A 16,537-nucleotide genomic window follows, 5' to 3' on the forward strand; every position below is an offset into this window, starting at 1 on the left:
GCGAAATGTTATATTATTAAAGCCGCTAAGAACGGCGAAGATGATCTTTGAAAACTAAACAAGACAAAACGTACCTGTTAATTCGAGTTTTTATAAAAAAATCCTATGTTATATCATAGGTAGTCAGTCAAACACTGACGAAAAACAAAACTTCGGTTTTGTACTTTTTCGGAGAGTTTGATCCTGGCTCAGGACGAACGCTGGCGGCGTGCCTAATACATGCAAGTCGAGCGGACAGAAGGGAGCTTGCTCCCGGATGTTAGCGGCGGACGGGTGAGTAACACGTGGGTAACCTGCCTGTAAGACTGGGATAACTCCGGGAAACCGGAGCTAATACCGGATAGTTCCTTGAACCGCATGGTTCAAGGATGAAAGACGGTTTCGGCTGTCACTTACAGATGGACCCGCGGCGCATTAGCTAGTTGGTGGGGTAATGGCTCACCAAGGCGACGATGCGTAGCCGACCTGAGAGGGTGATCGGCCACACTGGGACTGAGACACGGCCCAGACTCCTACGGGAGGCAGCAGTAGGGAATCTTCCGCAATGGACGAAAGTCTGACGGAGCAACGCCGCGTGAGTGATGAAGGTTTTCGGATCGTAAAGCTCTGTTGTTAGGGAAGAACAAGTGCGAGAGTAACTGCTCGCACCTTGACGGTACCTAACCAGAAAGCCACGGCTAACTACGTGCCAGCAGCCGCGGTAATACGTAGGTGGCAAGCGTTGTCCGGAATTATTGGGCGTAAAGGGCTCGCAGGCGGTTTCTTAAGTCTGATGTGAAAGCCCCCGGCTCAACCGGGGAGGGTCATTGGAAACTGGGAAACTTGAGTGCAGAAGAGGAGAGTGGAATTCCACGTGTAGCGGTGAAATGCGTAGAGATGTGGAGGAACACCAGTGGCGAAGGCGACTCTCTGGTCTGTAACTGACGCTGAGGAGCGAAAGCGTGGGGAGCGAACAGGATTAGATACCCTGGTAGTCCACGCCGTAAACGATGAGTGCTAAGTGTTAGGGGGTTTCCGCCCCTTAGTGCTGCAGCTAACGCATTAAGCACTCCGCCTGGGGAGTACGGTCGCAAGACTGAAACTCAAAGGAATTGACGGGGGCCCGCACAAGCGGTGGAGCATGTGGTTTAATTCGAAGCAACGCGAAGAACCTTACCAGGTCTTGACATCCTCTGACAACCCTAGAGATAGGGCTTTCCCTTCGGGGACAGAGTGACAGGTGGTGCATGGTTGTCGTCAGCTCGTGTCGTGAGATGTTGGGTTAAGTCCCGCAACGAGCGCAACCCTTGATCTTAGTTGCCAGCATTTAGTTGGGCACTCTAAGGTGACTGCCGGTGACAAACCGGAGGAAGGTGGGGATGACGTCAAATCATCATGCCCCTTATGACCTGGGCTACACACGTGCTACAATGGACAGAACAAAGGGCTGCGAGACCGCAAGGTTTAGCCAATCCCATAAATCTGTTCTCAGTTCGGATCGCAGTCTGCAACTCGACTGCGTGAAGCTGGAATCGCTAGTAATCGCGGATCAGCATGCCGCGGTGAATACGTTCCCGGGCCTTGTACACACCGCCCGTCACACCACGAGAGTTTGCAACACCCGAAGTCGGTGAGGTAACCTTTATGGAGCCAGCCGCCGAAGGTGGGGCAGATGATTGGGGTGAAGTCGTAACAAGGTAGCCGTATCGGAAGGTGCGGCTGGATCACCTCCTTTCTAAGGATATATGGAGCAGTGTGCGTTTTCGTCTTGTTTAGTTTTGAAGGATCATTCCTTCAAGACATGTCTCTAGCGAGACAGGATTGTTCTTTGAAAACTAGATAACAATAAGTAATACATTCACATTGAATGCAATGCAAAGTTCATCACACATAGTGATTCTTTCTAAAGTAAGAAATGGTTAAGTTAGAAAGGGCGCACGGTGGATGCCTTGGCACTAGGAGCCGATGAAGGACGGGACGAACACCGATATGCTTCGGGGAGCTGTAAGCAAGCTTTGATCCGGAGATTTCCGAATGGGGAAACCCACTGCTCGTAATGGAGTAGTATCCATACTTGAATACATAGAGTATGAGAAGGCATACCCGGGGAACTGAAACATCTAAGTACCCGGAGGAAGAGAAAGCAAATGCGATTCCCTGAGTAGCGGCGAGCGAAACGGGAACAGCCCAAACCAAGAGGCTTGCCTCTTGGGGTTGTAGGACACTCTATACGGAGTTACAAAGGAACGATATAAGCGAAGAGGTCTGGAAAGGCCCGCCAAAGAAGGTAACAGCCCTGTAACTGAAATGTTGTTCTCTCCAGAGTGGATCCTGAGTACGGCGGAACACGTGAAATTCCGTCGGAATCCGGGAGGACCATCTCCCAAGGCTAAATACTCCCTAGTGACCGATAGTGAACCAGTACCGTGAGGGAAAGGTGAAAAGCACCCCGGAAGGGGAGTGAAATAGATCCTGAAACCGTGTGCCTACAAGTAGTCAGAGCCCGTTAAAGGGTGATGGCGTGCCTTTTGTAGAATGAACCGGCGAGTTACGATCCCGTGCAAGGTTAAGCAGAAGATGCGGAGCCGCAGCGAAAGCGAGTCTGAATAGGGCGCATGAGTACGTGGTCGTAGACCCGAAACCAGGTGATCTACCCATGTCCAGGGTGAAGTTCAGGTAACACTGAATGGAGGCCCGAACCCACGCACGTTGAAAAGTGCGGGGATGAGGTGTGGGTAGGGGTGAAATGCCAATCGAACCTGGAGATAGCTGGTTCTCTCCGAAATAGCTTTAGGGCTAGCCTCAAGGTAAGAGTCTCGGAGGTAGAGCACTGATTGGACTAGGGGCCCCTACCGGGTTACCGAATTCAGTCAAACTCCGAATGCCGATGACTTATCCTTGGGAGTCAGACTGCGAGTGATAAGATCCGTAGTCGAAAGGGAAACAGCCCAGACCGCCAGCTAAGGTCCCAAAGTATACGTTAAGTGGAAAAGGATGTGGAGTTGCTTAGACAACCAGGATGTTGGCTTAGAAGCAGCCACCATTTAAAGAGTGCGTAATAGCTCACTGGTCGAGTGACTCTGCGCCGAAAATGTACCGGGGCTAAACGTATCACCGAAGCTGCGGACTGTTCTTACGAACAGTGGTAGGAGAGCGTTCTAAGTGCTGTGAAGTCAGACCGGAAGGACTGGTGGAGCGCTTAGAAGTGAGAATGCCGGTATGAGTAGCGAAAGACGGGTGAGAATCCCGTCCACCGAATGCCTAAGGTTTCCTGAGGAAGGCTCGTCCGCTCAGGGTTAGTCGGGACCTAAGCCGAGGCCGAAAGGCGTAGGCGATGGACAACAGGTTGATATTCCTGTACCACCTCCTCACCATTTGAGCAATGGGGGGACGCAGGAGGATAGGGTAAGCGCGGTATTGGATATCCGCGTCCAAGCAGTTAGGCTGGGAAATAGGCAAATCCGTTTCCCGTAAAGGCTGAGCTGTGATGGCGAGCGAAATTTAGTAGCGAAGTTCCTGATTCCACACTGCCAAGAAAAGCCTCTAGCGAGGTGAGAGGTGCCCGTACCGCAAACCGACACAGGTAGGCGAGGAGAGAATCCTAAGGTGATCGAGAGAACTCTCGTTAAGGAACTCGGCAAAATGACCCCGTAACTTCGGGAGAAGGGGTGCTTCTTAGGGTGTTAAAGCCCCGAGAAGCCGCAGTGAATAGGCCCAGGCGACTGTTTAGCAAAAACACAGGTCTCTGCGAAGCCGTAAGGCGAAGTATAGGGGCTGACGCCTGCCCGGTGCTGGAAGGTTAAGAGGAGCGCTTAGCGTAAGCGAAGGTGCGAATTGAAGCCCCAGTAAACGGCGGCCGTAACTATAACGGTCCTAAGGTAGCGAAATTCCTTGTCGGGTAAGTTCCGACCCGCACGAAAGGCGCAACGATCTGGGCACTGTCTCAACGAGAGACTCGGTGAAATTATAGTACCTGTGAAGATGCAGGTTACCCGCGACAGGACGGAAAGACCCCGTGGAGCTTTACTGCAGCCTGATATTGAATGTTGGTACAGCTTGTACAGGATAGGTAGGAGCCTTGGAAACCGGAGCGCTAGCTTCGGTGGAGGCATCGGTGGGATACTACCCTGGCTGTATTGACCTTCTAACCCGCTGCCCTTATCGGGCAGGGAGACAGTGTCAGGTGGGCAGTTTGACTGGGGCGGTCGCCTCCTAAAATGTAACGGAGGCGCCCAAAGGTTCCCTCAGAATGGTTGGAAATCATTCGCAGAGTGTAAAGGCACAAGGGAGCTTGACTGCGAGACCTACAAGTCGAGCAGGGACGAAAGTCGGGCTTAGTGATCCGGTGGTTCCGCATGGAAGGGCCATCGCTCAACGGATAAAAGCTACCCCGGGGATAACAGGCTTATCTCCCCCAAGAGTCCACATCGACGGGGAGGTTTGGCACCTCGATGTCGGCTCATCGCATCCTGGGGCTGTAGTCGGTCCCAAGGGTTGGGCTGTTCGCCCATTAAAGCGGTACGCGAGCTGGGTTCAGAACGTCGTGAGACAGTTCGGTCCCTATCCGTCGCGGGCGCAGGAAATTTGAGAGGAGCTGTCCTTAGTACGAGAGGACCGGGATGGACGCACCGCTGGTGTACCAGTTGTTCTGCCAAGGGCATCGCTGGGTAGCTATGTGCGGACGGGATAAGTGCTGAAAGCATCTAAGCATGAAGCCCCCCTCAAGATGAGATTTCCCATTCCGCAAGGAAGTAAGATCCCTGAAAGATGATCAGGTTGATAGGTCTGAGGTGGAAGCGTGGTGACACGTGGAGCTGACAGATACTAATAGATCGAGGACTTAACCTATATTCTAATGTGAAGCTTGAACATTGTTATCTAGTTTTGAGAGAACATTCTCTCCATCAGGTTTGGTGGCGATAGCGAAGAGGTCACACCCGTTCCCATACCGAACACGGAAGTTAAGCTCTTCAGCGCCGATGGTAGTTGGGGGTCTCCCCCTGTGAGAGTAGGACGCCGCCAAGCTTTTTGTTTATATCCTTCCAATGGAAGAAGTTACTTTATCATTCCGCAGTAGCTCAGTGGTAGAGCTATCGGCTGTTAACCGATCGGTCGTAGGTTCGAGTCCTACCTGCGGAGCCATGCTTCCATAGCTCAGTAGGTAGAGCACTTCCATGGTAAGGAAGAGGTCAGCGGTTCGAGCCCGCTTGGAAGCTTTCCTCTAAATGTTGATCTGACAAGGTTTCTCGATGATGAGAAGGCTTTTTTTTATGTCCTTTTTTAATTGCTTGGGGACAAATTGGGGACCAATTATCGAATTTGCAATAAGTTTGTTAAAGCATCCGCCACTAGACCGTATGTGTATACGTATCAAGAGTTGTTTTAACATACGCATGACCTAAACGCTGAGAGACAGATTTGATATTAAACCCAGGTATATGCCGATTTGATTTAGTAGCATGAGTATGACACATATCATGCAAATGAATTTTCTTATATCGTGCCTTTTTGCGAATCGCTCCCACCATGTATTTAAATTTGAAAAGGTAGTTGAGAACGCATAATGCTAATTCGTTCAGCTGATGACAGAGCAAGGCATTTCATTGGCCAACGTTGTGCCACATAAGAGATGGAACGGATCGAAAACAAAAGCAGCTCTTCAAAAAGCATTGAAAAAATGAAAAAAGTAAAGCCCCTGACCATAGAGAATAGGGGCTTTTTTGATGTTTATTTTTCATCGTTTGAAAATCCGTGGAGTTGCAATTCTTTTGCTTTCGCAACTTTCATTGTTCTTCTTTTGAAGTGAATCCTTCTCTTAAAATCCTTTTTCTTTTCTCTGTTACTTTATCGAGTGATTCTAGTGTATACGAAAAAGTGTTGTTTCCACACGGTTTTACACTAATCATGTTTCTCCTCCTGTTTTCGTAATATATTATTTTCATTTTACTTAATATTCCATAAAACGCAGTTGGTTAAATTTTATCATCCTTATATGCTTGTTAAATGTGTCGAATTTGTGAAATTAATAATTTCCACAAACTAAAATATGTGGTAGGTCTGTCTATAGTAGGTAACACAATACTCATTGTTATGGTGAGCATCAATAGAAGGAGATTTCATGATTATTGCCATAACTGGTGTTACATATGGTAGTAAAGTTAGAGAGCCAAAAGGTGCTCTGCGTTACTACTATACACATGCCTTAGAAATCGGAAATTCTAAGGAAGAGCTTCTCATCCAAATGGACTTAACAGATAAGCTCTCGAAAAAAATTACATGGAGGTAATAAGAAATGAGAATTAACCACAACATCGCAGCACTTAACACTTTAAACCGTTTATCTGCAAACAACGGTGCGAGCCAAAAGAACATGGAGAAGCTTTCTTCTGGTCTTAAAATCAACCGTGCAGGAGATGACGCAGCAGGTCTTGCCATCTCTGAAAAAATGCGTGGACAAATCCGCGGATTAGAAATGGCTTCTAAAAACGCACAGGACGGTATCTCTCTTATCCAAACAGCTGAGGGTGCATTGACTGAAACTCACTCGATCCTTCAACGTGTACGTGAACTAGTGGTTCAAGCTGGAAACACTGGTACGCAGGATAAAGAGTCTGACCTTCAATCTATCCAAGATGAAATTGAAGCTTTACAAGAAGAAGTAGATGGTATCTCAAATCGTACAGAGTTTAATGGTAAAAAATTATTAGATGGTACGTTTAAAGGAACCCCAGGAACACCGGCAATTCCGGGAGATCCAGATGATCCAGATGATAACGGTACACCTGTAGTCCCAGCAAGTGGTAATGCTTTAGTGTTCCAAATCGGTGCTAACGCAACTCAACAAATTTCAGTTCATATTGATAAAATGAGTACAGATGCATTGGGAGTTAAAGATGCTAATGGGATTGTAGCGAATCAAGCTATTAAAGACATCGATGTAAGAAAGTTTGCTGATAATGCAGCAGATGCTACTGATGTTGGTTTTGATACTCAACTAAGTATTGTTGATGCAGCTATTAACCAAGTATCTGCTCAACGTGGAAAACTTGGTGCAGTACAAAACCGTCTAGAGCACACTATTAACAACTTGGGTGCATCTGCTGAAAACTTAACTGCTGCTGAGTCTCGTATTCGTGACGTTGACATGGCTAAAGAAATGAGTGAATTCACTAAGAACAACATTCTTTCTCAAGCTTCTCAAGCTATGCTTGCACAAGCGAATCAACAGCCACAAAACGTACTTCAATTATTACGTTAATAAACCAAAAGCCCCTTTATATAGGGGCTTTCAGCGTGTAGACAAACCCTCGCATTCGTTGTCAGGTCTGCGCGCTGGTGCTCACGAATGTTCAATTCGCTCCGCAAAAGTAGCTGTCCTTCCTAGACTTCAAAGGTTTTCTATCACGCTGAAAAAAAGAAGACAAAGTGCTAAAATCAAAATCATTTTAGCACTTTGTCAACAATCTAAAAGCCCCTTTATATAGGGTTTTTTTGTTTGTCTTTATTCAGTTCGATGTTTCATTTTATTGATCGTTCTAAAAGACGCTTCATCCAAGTGTTCATCAGGGAAAGATCTCCAGCGATAGAACGTGTAAAGGAAAAGTTTCAAGCAGCTGGCGTACAAGTAGACGTAGTTGGAATGGATACACAAAGTCGAAATCTTGTGAAACAGGCGAATGGTTCTTAATAAGTTCTTTCTGTTTGTTACAATAGAAAAGGTAAGAAAGTGAAGGATGGAGGTGGCCGGCATGCTTGTGCGTTTGAACCAAGTGCTCGGCCGGATGATGCCGCTTATTACGCCTATTAGTGTGTTATTCGGTGTTTTATTGGCGGCCTATTTAAGGGATTTTACGTTTTTGGTGCCATGGGTATTTGCTGTTATGACCTTTGCAGGGAGTTTGTCTTCTACTTTTTCGGCTTTAAAGCATACGGTAATGCACCCATTGCCTTTGATTTTATCGTTTATGATTTTGCATGTGCTGATGCCTCTTTATGCTTGGTCAGCGGGGCATTTGATATTTGCGGGCGATTCTATGACGATCACCGGTTTGACTCTTGCGATGGTGATTCCAACAGGTGTGTCTAGTTTAATATGGGCGGCGATGTATAAAGGGAATGTCGGGTTAACGCTATCTATCATTTTAATTGATACATTGCTTTCGCCATTGATTGTTCCAGTAAGCTTGTCACTTTTCGTCGGTACACAGGTCCATATGGACATGGTGGCGATCATGAAAGGGCTGTTCGGTATGGTGGTGCTGCCCTCTATTTTAGGGATGCTTGTTCGTCAGTATGCAAAGCCATCGGTGACGAAAACAATGAGTCAGACCCTGGCTCCTTTTTCAAAATTAGGCTTGTTTGTTGTCGTATCGATTAACAGTTCTGTTGTCGCCCCATATTTGCGTGAACTGGATGCTGCATTTTTTAGCAAAGCAGCGACTGTCTTTTTCATTGCGATGAGTGGGTATGCTTTTGCGTGGTTGATTGGAAAGGTGATGAAATGTACTCAAGGGGAAATTGTGGCCATTGTGTATACAGGCGGCATGAGAAATATTAGTGCTGGGGCTGTGCTTGCTATTAGCTTTTTCCCGCCTGCTGTTGCTGTCCCTGTTGTGATTGGCATGCTGTTTCAGCAAGTACTTGCTGCCTTGTTTGGTTTTTTACTCAATCGATTTGAGCTGAAGGCACCTGCTGTGACTAAATCTTTATCATGAAAAGACCTCCATCCTATGAGATGGAGGTCTTTTTGCGAATTAATAGATGAGATATTTCTTCCGTTTCTTTTCGAACGATTTGAGGTCGTGATGATAACGCTTCATGAGGTGTTTGACAGAAGTACCTTGGTTGATTTCTTCTTTGATCCAATCATTCCCGATGAGTTTATCAAAGCTGCCTGTTTGAAGGAACTCAAAGTCTTTTGGATATAAATCATGTATGGCTTTAATGATGGATAACCCTGTTTTTACCGCTTCGAATGAAGAGCGGTCTGTGACGTATAGCTGCACACCGTGTGATAGCTTCCCTGCATGTTTAGAAAAAGTGGGGGTGAATGATACGGGTCTAAATTTCACACCCTTTAGTTTTAATTGATTTAGATGATCTGCTAGCTCATTGCTATTGATATACGGAGCGCCAATGAGCTCGAACGGTTTTGTTGTTCCTCTGCCTTCAGAGACATTTGTGCCTTCAATTAATCCTGTGGCGGGATATACAAAGGTACTATCCACTGTCGGCATGTTAGGTGAAGGAAGGACGAACGGTAGCTTCGTGTCATCAAACGTCAAGGAACGCTTCCAATTTTTCATTTTGATGACTGTGACATCAGCATTGATATGAAACTCTTTGTTAAAGAATGTTGCTAGTTCACCAGTGGTCATCCCATGTCTTAATGGTATTGGATAGAGCCCTACAAATGAAGCGTGCTCAGGTTCTAATACAGGGCCTTCTACTTTTAGTCCGCCAATAGGGTTTGGACGGTCTAGGACAACAAAGGGAATGTTGTTTTCTTTAGCGGCCTCCATCGCATAGGCCATCGTGTAAATATAGGTGTAATAACGAGTGCCAACATCTTGGATATCAAACAGCAAGACATCTACATTTTTGAGCATGTCAGGCGTTGGTTTTCTTGTTTTTCCATAGAGGGAGTAAACAGGAAGACCTGTTTTTTCATCGGTATAGGATTCGACGCCTTCTCCTGCTTGTGCATCGCCGCGCACACCATGTTCAGGTCCATATAGAGCAGTAAGCTTAATATTTGGATGCTCAAATAGGAGATCGACACTGCTTTTCATATTTGCATCAATACCAGTTGGGTTCGTAATGAGGCCGACCCTTTTCCCTTTTAACCATGAAAGGTTGCCTGAGAGTAGTGTTTCAATCCCTGTTTTGACTGTTGCTTTTTTTCCTTTTGTATCTGTTCGTTCTTGGCTTGCGGGGGAGGCGGCGGTCAATGTGCTCATAATGAGAATGCTTGCGAGTATGAAGCTTGCTGTTTTTTTCAAGAGAATCCCTCCTATTTGATCTGTTTCCCTTTCAAGTTGAGTCCATAGCCGAATGGATATAGGGTTTGATTTTGATGAGTGACAGATGGGATATCTACAGGCAGTTTGCCTTTAGGTGATGCAGTGCCAAATATAACTTCTAACCCAGCAGGAATATTTGGCTGGTTGAATTGTCCGTTTGAGTAACCCTTAAAACCGTAAACAGCTAGTAAGGCATCCGCCTCCTCAAAATTTGCAGCATCGTAAGGGTTTCTTAGGCTCATGATGACCATTTTTTTGTTTTGTGCTGCAGCTTCTTTCATGACAGCACGCGGGAAAGCAGTAGCCCATTTTTTCGGGTCCTGTACATTGTCATCAATCACACCATCATTCACAGCTGGATCATTTTGGACAACGTATGAGCCGGTAATCACATAGTCAGCATCTTGTATGAGTCTGGCTGTTTCTTTGTTGAAGGTCTTATCCGCAAAAGCATATGATTGGATACGTACAGGTTTAATCTTTTTTTGTTTGATCAGAGAGTCAATTGTGACAGACATGGCTTTTGTTTGATCTTCGTAAGGTGCCATGACCAAGATTTTATCATTCTTTTTAGGCTTGAAGGGTAGGGTCTTATCGTTGTTTTTAAGCAGGGTGATCCCTTCACGCGCCATTTTTTGTTCTGCTTTCCGGTGCGATTTTTTCCCAACGACTTGAGTGGCTTTTTTGATTTTTTTCTCAAGGGTGATAGGTTTTTTGGAAGAAATGATGCCTCGTTTGATCTTCAATTGAAGAATTTTTTCAACAGATTCGTTGATTTGAGACATCGGAATTTCTTTCTTTACAATTGCCTGTTTTACAGCATTGAACACATTCTCAAGGTTTTTCTCAGTTTTAAGAGAGGTGACTGGTGCTGGCATGAGGGCGATGTCGACGCCAGCCTTAATGGCCATCACTACGGCTTCTTCCTGTCCGAAGTTATCTGCAATCGCTTTCATATTTAGGGCGTCTGTTACGACAACACCTTGAAAGCCCATCTCTTCTTTTAATAAGTGTGTGATGACTTTTTTCGATAAGGTTGCTGGAACCATAATGTCCTCGCCATCTTTTTTGCTTTTATATGTTGTATCATCAATGGCGGGAAATTGAACATGAGCGGTCATGACCATATCCGCACCAGCGTTGATGGCTTGTTGAAATGGATAGAGTTCAACTTTTTTTAAACGATCTAGATCATGTTCTACGAGCGGCAAGCCGTAGTGACTATCGACGGCTGTATCACCATGTCCCGGGAAATGCTTTAGTGTCGAAATCGTCTTCTCCTTTTGAAGTCCCTTCATGGTTTGAAGGCCAAGCCTTGTGACAAGGGCAGGGTCAGAGCTAAAGGAACGGACACCAATGACGGGGTTGTTTGGGTTATTATTCACATCTAGCACAGGAGAGAAGTTTGTATTGATCCCTAGTGCGTTTAATTCCTTACCGATGATTTTCCCTGTGTCGTATGCATTTTTCGTGCTTCTAGAGGCACCAATCGACATATTTCCTGGGAAATGTGTTCCCTTTTGTAATCTTGTGACGATTCCACCTTCTTGATCAATTGAAATGAGTAATGGAATCTTTGGTGATGCTTTTTGAAATTCATGGGTGAGTTTGACGGTTTGTTTCGTATCAACGACATTCTCCGCAAATAAGATGACACCGCCTAGATGATATTTTTCTACAAGATGGGATACTTCTTTATTCATCTTTGTTAAGCCTGTAGGTGCGGATTCATCTTTTGTTTGCCAATTACGAAAGTCTGGCATAAGCATTTGACCTATCTTTTCATCCAAAGACATGTTTTGTACCATTTGTTTTGCGGTTGAAAGAGGGGCAGAGCTAACCTTTTCCGTTGGAATGGAAGAGGTTAGCAGAGCTAAAACCAAAGCAGCGGGGAAAAGTGCTTTTAACATCGAATTCCTCCTTTTACTTAAAAGATTCGTAGATTGCGGTCATGATGCTTCCATAAGTGCCAGTTGGGAAAAGGTCACCTTCAAATTGATTTGGGTTGGTTTCAGGTGAAACGACAGGCGAATGTTTCTTATTTGTCAGCAAGACGATACCTAGATTATGTTTTGGATCAATCAATGTCATCGTTCCGGTCCAGCCAGTATGTCCATAGGCTTCGTTACTTGCATATTTTCCAAACATCCATTCCATGTCAGTATGACCGTTTTTTCGCCAGCCTAGCCCGTATGTTGGGTTTGTATCAGAAGAGGCTGTAAAGAGATCGATAGAAGCTTGATCAAAGATGGTTGTTTTTCCATAGCCTCCTTTGTTCAGCATGAGCTGGAGCAGCACGGCCATGTCTGATATGTTAGAGAAAAGTCCAGCATGACCAGAAATTCCTGCCATTGAGTAATATGCTTTTTCATCATGGACTTCCCCTAGCAAGGTGTATCTGCGAATGTTTTCAAAATCAATGACACCATCTCGCGAATTACCTAAACGTTCGGTTGCTGCAAAATGCTTCGGTTTGAATCCTTTTTGCAGTGGATTGAACATTGTGTGTTTGAGACCTAGCGGCCGATAGATTGTCGACTCTACATATTGATCAAGAGGCATGCCTGTTTTTTTCTCAATGATCATGCCTAACAGCATGTAATCAATGTCACTATAAATGTGCTGGGTACCTGGTTTGTATTGCAGAGGCACCTTCGGCAGCCATTTCATCGTTGTCTTTCTATCTTGAGAGAAAAAGGTGCCGGCTGCTTCTTTGCTATAAAATAAAACACTGGAAGGGAGTCCGGCAGAATGGGTCAGAAGATCTTTTACACGGAGCTGATCTTTGCCGGTTACCTTTGCATCTGGTTCATCTTTAAAATCTGGCAGGATGGCTTGTATTTTTTCATTCACATTCAGTTTTTTCTCGTAGACAAGCTTTTGCAGGGCATAGTTGGTCGCATACATTTTGGTGTTGGATGCTAAGTCGAACAGAGTGTTCTTTTTCATTTTCTTATAGGATTTGAGTTCCGTTGTGCCTTCGTATTTTTGCCTGTAGCCATAGGCTTTTTGATGGACGATTTTTCCGTCTTTGATGATGATGAGTGCGGCTCCTGGAAATCCTGCTTTGATATCGTTTTGAATCATGTGATCAACCTTCCTAAGCTGCCTAGAAGAAAAACCAACTTGTTCCGGTCGTTTTGCCTTTTTTAAGACGGGGTATTCTTCAGGTGCTGTTTTAGACAAAGACGATACAGGATGGGAGCTAGTTGCAAATGTTTGTGCTGGTAATCCAAGGAGCATGAGCAGACTTGTCATTAAGAGAAAGTATTTCTTCAAGAGTTAGACCTCCTATTGCTTATTTTTCCTCAAATTCAACAGCCATATCATCATGAAAACCAAATAAGTATGTGAAAATAAATCCAGCGACATATGCAATAAAGAGTCCGATTAAGTAAAGAAGCATTTGATGTGCGTGAACAATAAAGGTTAATGGGAGACCTGATACACCAATCGCCTTCGTTGCAATTTGGAAGTAGGCTTGAAATGCTCCGCCGATTCCAGCGCCAAGACAAGCGGTGAGAAATGGTCGTCCCAGCGGGAGTGTGACACCGAAAATGAGTGGTTCACCAATGCCAAGCATCCCTGAAGGAAGTCCACCTGCGATGGCCCTTTTGAGTTTTTTCTTTTTTGTCTTCATATAAATGGCGAATGCCGCACCTACCTGTCCTGCACCGCCCATAGCGAGAATCGGCAAAAGCGGGTCATCTCCTATGGAATTAATGAGTTCCATATGAATCGGTGTCAGTCCTTGGTGAAGTCCTGTTACAACAAGTGGAAGGAAGGTCGCACCAAGAATAAATCCAGCGAAGATTCCGCCCATATTTAATAGATAAGTTAATCCTGAGGTAATGGCATCAGATATAAATCCGCCGACTGGCATGAAGACAACGTACGTAAAAATGCCTGTAATGAGTAGTGTGATGGTTGGTGTGACGATGATATCAAGTGATTGCGGGACGAAGCGTCTGATTCTTGTTTCCACAAGCGCCATAAAGATGGCAGCTAGAAGAACACCGATGAGACCGCCTCTGCCTGGTAGAATATTTGTGCCAAATAGCATAATATCTGCGGAGGCTGGATTAATAATGAGGATACCAGCTAATGCGCCTAATGCAGGAGAGCCCCCAAACTCCTTTGCGGCATTTGTTCCGACTAATATACCGAGATATGCGAACAAGCCTGAACCAATAACGGTTAAAATGATCGCTGCTTGAGACTTTCCATCAAGCCAGCCCGCTTGCACGATTGCTTTTGTAATCCCTGTAATAAGACCTGATGCAACGAGTGCTGGAATGATAGGAATAAAAATGCTGGCAATTCGTCGTAAGAACAGCTTGAACGGTGTGCGGTTCTTTTGTGAAATGGCTTGCTTGTTTTTTTGTGCTTCGTTGTTTAAATCATAGGAGCCAGAGGCATTTAGCAGTTGTTCAAACGCACTTGATACTTGGTTGACAACACCAGTACCTAAGATAATTTGCAGCGTTTCTGCCTCGACGACTCCAATGACGCCATCGAGTTCTTTGATTGCATTGATCTGAACTTGTTCATTGTCAATCGGTGTAATTCGGAGACGCGTCATACAATGTGTATGGGAAGAAATGTTTTCAGAACCACCACAGAGAGAAAGAATGTCTTTCGCCAACTGCTGATATTTCGTTTGATGACTCATGTTGAATCCCCCTTTGTTTTTCGTTTCATGGAGCGGATGGCATGTCTTGTTTTGTCAATATATTGCGCTGTCTCTTCATATTGACGGGAAGCTAAGCTGAGGAACAAGACATCAATTAAGTAGAGCTGTGCCATTCTAGAGGAAGTGGCTGCACTGCGAAAAGGTGCTTCATTGGAACCGGACGTCGATAGGTGAACGTCACATAAGGCAGAAACGCTTGTTTGACCTGGATGCGTCAAGGCAATGGTTTTGACTTGATTGTCTTTTGCGAGCTGAAGGGCTTGAATGATATCTAACGTTTCTCCTGAAAAGGATATACCGAACACGATGTCATTCTTTCCTGCATTTGCGATGACCGTTGATGCGATGTGCATGTCAGTGAAGGCAGTCGCTGCATAATTGATTCTGAGAAATTTCTGCTGGGCATCCGCTGCGACGATGCCAGATGCACCGACGCCGATAAAATGGATTTGGTTTGCATGCAGCAGTAATTGAACAGCCTTTTCTAACGCATCTGCATTTAAAATAGAAGCAGTATCCTTAATCGATTGAATCGAGTTTCCTGCTGTTTTTTGAATTATGGATTGAATTGGTTCATCTTGTTCGATATCACGGTAGCCTTGTTTATCGCTATGCATCAAGTCTCCAGCGATTCGCATTTTTAAATCGTGATAGCCATCTAGACCGAGAGATTTACAAAGGCGGATGACTGCAGAGCTGCTTGCACCGGCTGCCTGACTGATCTCATGTACTGTGCTTTTAATGACTTTGTCAGGATGGGCAAGGATATAGTCTGCAATGATTTTTTCAGATTGGGGGAGCTTTGCTTTCATTGTGTGTAGTAGGGTGAGTCCACCTGCTGACATGAGCTCTGCCTCCTTTAGGATTGATGGTGTGAGATGGCTTTGTCGATATGACCATTCGTTTTGTTGAGCAAATCCTTGGCTGTTTTCTTATCTGTGTTTGTTTGGAGCATGACGATGGCAGTTTTGACTTCTAAGTCTGCCGCTTCAAGCGTTTTCACGGCTTGTTCGTAGGGAGCGTTTGTCACATGTTGAATGATGGTGATGGCGCGTTCTTTTAATTTATGATTGCTGACTTTTACATCAACCATCAGGTTTTCATATACTTTTCCTTGTCTGATCATGACAGAGGTGGAAAGCATATTTAAAATCATTTTATGAGCGGATGCGGCTTTCATTCGTGTTGACCCGGTGATGGCTTCAGGTCCTACAATGACTTCAATGGCGCAGTCTGCCAGTTCGCTAATTTTTGATTGTTCATTACAGCTGAGGGCTACTGTTTTTGCGCCGATGGATTTAGCGTAGTTTAAAGCGCCGATGATGTAGGGTGTCCTACCGCTGGCGGCGATACCGACGACTGTATCTTTTGATGTCAGGTGAATGTGTACTAAATCCTGTTTGCCGGCTTCTTCACTGTCTTCCACATCTTCGGCAGCATGTGAAAAAGCAGTGTCTCCGCCTGCCATGATGCCGACAATCACATCAGGTGAGACGCTATAGGTAGGGGGACATTCGACAGCATCCATCACGCCAAGTCTGCCGCTTGTCCCGGCTCCTAAATAAACGAGTCTGCCCCCATTTGAGATGGATTCATAGGCGAAGTCACTTGCTGTTTTGACATGTGGTAGGACACGGTTGACTGCTTGAGCGACCTTCATATCTTCTTCATTAATCATTTGGAGCATTTCGAGTGGATCTGCTTGTGATATTCCCATTGTGTTAGGATTTCTTGATTCTGTTGTCAAAGAACGCAATTGAGATGGCTGCATGCGACATTCCTCCTTATTTCTTCATTTTCAGTATATTCAGTATGATATGAAATTTCAACATTATATTTAAAT

Annotated in this window: 11 protein-coding genes, 2 tRNA genes and 3 rRNA genes; 9 read left to right on the forward strand and 7 right to left on the reverse strand. The window is 45.2% G+C overall.

The window, feature by feature from the left end; genetic code table 11:
- The first annotated feature begins 165 nt into the window (after nt 1-165).
- The 5 genes from NSQ36_RS00970 to NSQ36_RS00990 all read left to right on the forward strand — a co-directional run bounded on the left by NSQ36_RS00970 (nt 166) and on the right by NSQ36_RS00990 (nt 5,195).
- Nucleotides 166-1,714: ribosomal RNA gene (locus NSQ36_RS00970) — 16S ribosomal RNA — on the forward strand.
- 182 nt (nt 1,715-1,896) lie between these two features.
- Nucleotides 1,897-4,827, forward strand: a 23S ribosomal RNA gene (locus NSQ36_RS00975).
- Between the two features lie 61 nt (nt 4,828-4,888).
- Nucleotides 4,889-5,004: ribosomal RNA gene (gene rrf / locus NSQ36_RS00980) — 5S ribosomal RNA — on the forward strand.
- Together the 16S, 23S and 5S rRNA genes with 2 tRNA genes alongside form the textbook arrangement of a ribosomal RNA operon.
- 42 nt (nt 5,005-5,046) lie before the next feature.
- Nucleotides 5,047-5,121: transfer RNA gene (locus NSQ36_RS00985), tRNA-Asn, on the forward strand.
- Between the two features lies 1 nt (nt 5,122).
- Nucleotides 5,123-5,195: transfer RNA gene (locus NSQ36_RS00990), tRNA-Thr, on the forward strand.
- Nucleotides 5,196-5,762: 567 nt separating this feature from the next.
- Here NSQ36_RS00990 and NSQ36_RS00995 read toward each other — a convergent pair.
- Nucleotides 5,763-5,885 carry a hypothetical protein gene (locus NSQ36_RS00995; RefSeq protein ID WP_267875493.1) on the reverse strand — a complete coding sequence of 41 codons (123 nt, stop codon included), beginning with the start codon at nt 5,883-5,885 and terminating at the stop codon, nt 5,763-5,765.
- A gap of 212 nt (nt 5,886-6,097) precedes the next feature.
- Between NSQ36_RS00995 and NSQ36_RS01000 the strand changes: the two genes are divergently transcribed.
- From NSQ36_RS01000 to NSQ36_RS01015, 4 genes are all read left to right on the forward strand, one after another.
- Entirely contained in the window at nt 6,098-6,265 is a 168-nt protein-coding gene (locus NSQ36_RS01000) for a hypothetical protein (protein ID WP_212046752.1), read from the forward strand.
- Nucleotides 6,266-6,271: 6 nt separating this feature from the next.
- Nucleotides 6,272-7,237: a flagellin Hag gene (hag, locus tag NSQ36_RS01005; RefSeq protein ID WP_339206502.1), complete on the forward strand. Its 966-nt coding sequence runs from the start codon at nt 6,272-6,274 to the stop codon at nt 7,235-7,237.
- Nucleotides 7,238-7,474: 237 nt separating this feature from the next.
- The gene (locus NSQ36_RS01010) at nt 7,475-7,666 is read left to right on the forward strand and encodes a hypothetical protein (protein WP_251191230.1); all 192 of its coding nucleotides are present in this window, start codon (nt 7,475-7,477) and stop codon (nt 7,664-7,666) included.
- Nucleotides 7,667-7,727: 61 nt separating this feature from the next.
- A complete protein-coding gene (locus tag NSQ36_RS01015) occupies nt 7,728-8,693 on the forward strand; it encodes a bile acid:sodium symporter family protein (RefSeq protein ID WP_251191229.1) in 966 nt (321 codons plus the stop codon).
- 39 nt (nt 8,694-8,732) lie between these two features.
- Here the strand turns inward: NSQ36_RS01015 and NSQ36_RS01020 are convergent, their stop codons facing one another.
- From NSQ36_RS01020 to murQ, 6 genes are read right to left on the reverse strand one after another with little or no spacing between them, the layout of a single operon-like run.
- On the reverse strand, nt 8,733-9,980 hold the full coding sequence (locus NSQ36_RS01020; RefSeq protein WP_251191228.1) for a DUF1343 domain-containing protein: 1,248 nt from the start codon (nt 9,978-9,980) through the stop codon (nt 8,733-8,735).
- Nucleotides 9,981-9,991: 11 nt separating this feature from the next.
- A complete protein-coding gene (locus tag NSQ36_RS01025) occupies nt 9,992-11,911 on the reverse strand; it encodes a glycoside hydrolase family 3 protein (RefSeq protein ID WP_268459835.1) in 1,920 nt (639 codons plus the stop codon).
- Nucleotides 11,912-11,924: 13 nt separating this feature from the next.
- Nucleotides 11,925-13,280 (reverse strand): penicillin binding protein PBP4B, encoded by a 1,356-nt coding sequence (gene pbp4b, locus NSQ36_RS01030; RefSeq protein ID WP_226804579.1) that lies wholly within the window; start codon nt 13,278-13,280, stop codon nt 11,925-11,927.
- A gap of 19 nt (nt 13,281-13,299) precedes the next feature.
- Nucleotides 13,300-14,673, reverse strand: coding sequence for a PTS transporter subunit EIIC (locus tag NSQ36_RS01035; RefSeq protein ID WP_050943451.1), 1,374 nt, complete (start codon nt 14,671-14,673; stop codon nt 13,300-13,302).
- The gene (locus NSQ36_RS01040) at nt 14,670-15,539 is read right to left on the reverse strand and encodes a MurR/RpiR family transcriptional regulator (RefSeq protein ID WP_061406532.1); all 870 of its coding nucleotides are present in this window, start codon (nt 15,537-15,539) and stop codon (nt 14,670-14,672) included. The genes NSQ36_RS01035 and NSQ36_RS01040 overlap by 4 nt, the downstream gene beginning before the upstream one ends.
- A gap of 14 nt (nt 15,540-15,553) precedes the next feature.
- A complete protein-coding gene (murQ, locus tag NSQ36_RS01045; protein WP_251191226.1) occupies nt 15,554-16,465 on the reverse strand; it encodes an N-acetylmuramic acid 6-phosphate etherase in 912 nt (303 codons plus the stop codon).
- Between the last annotated feature and the right edge of the window lie 72 nt (nt 16,466-16,537).

The organism is Bacillus sp. FSL W8-1143 (assembly GCF_037965155.1).
In the GTDB taxonomy this organism is placed as follows: domain Bacteria; phylum Bacillota; class Bacilli; order Bacillales; family Bacillaceae; genus Bacillus; species Bacillus pumilus.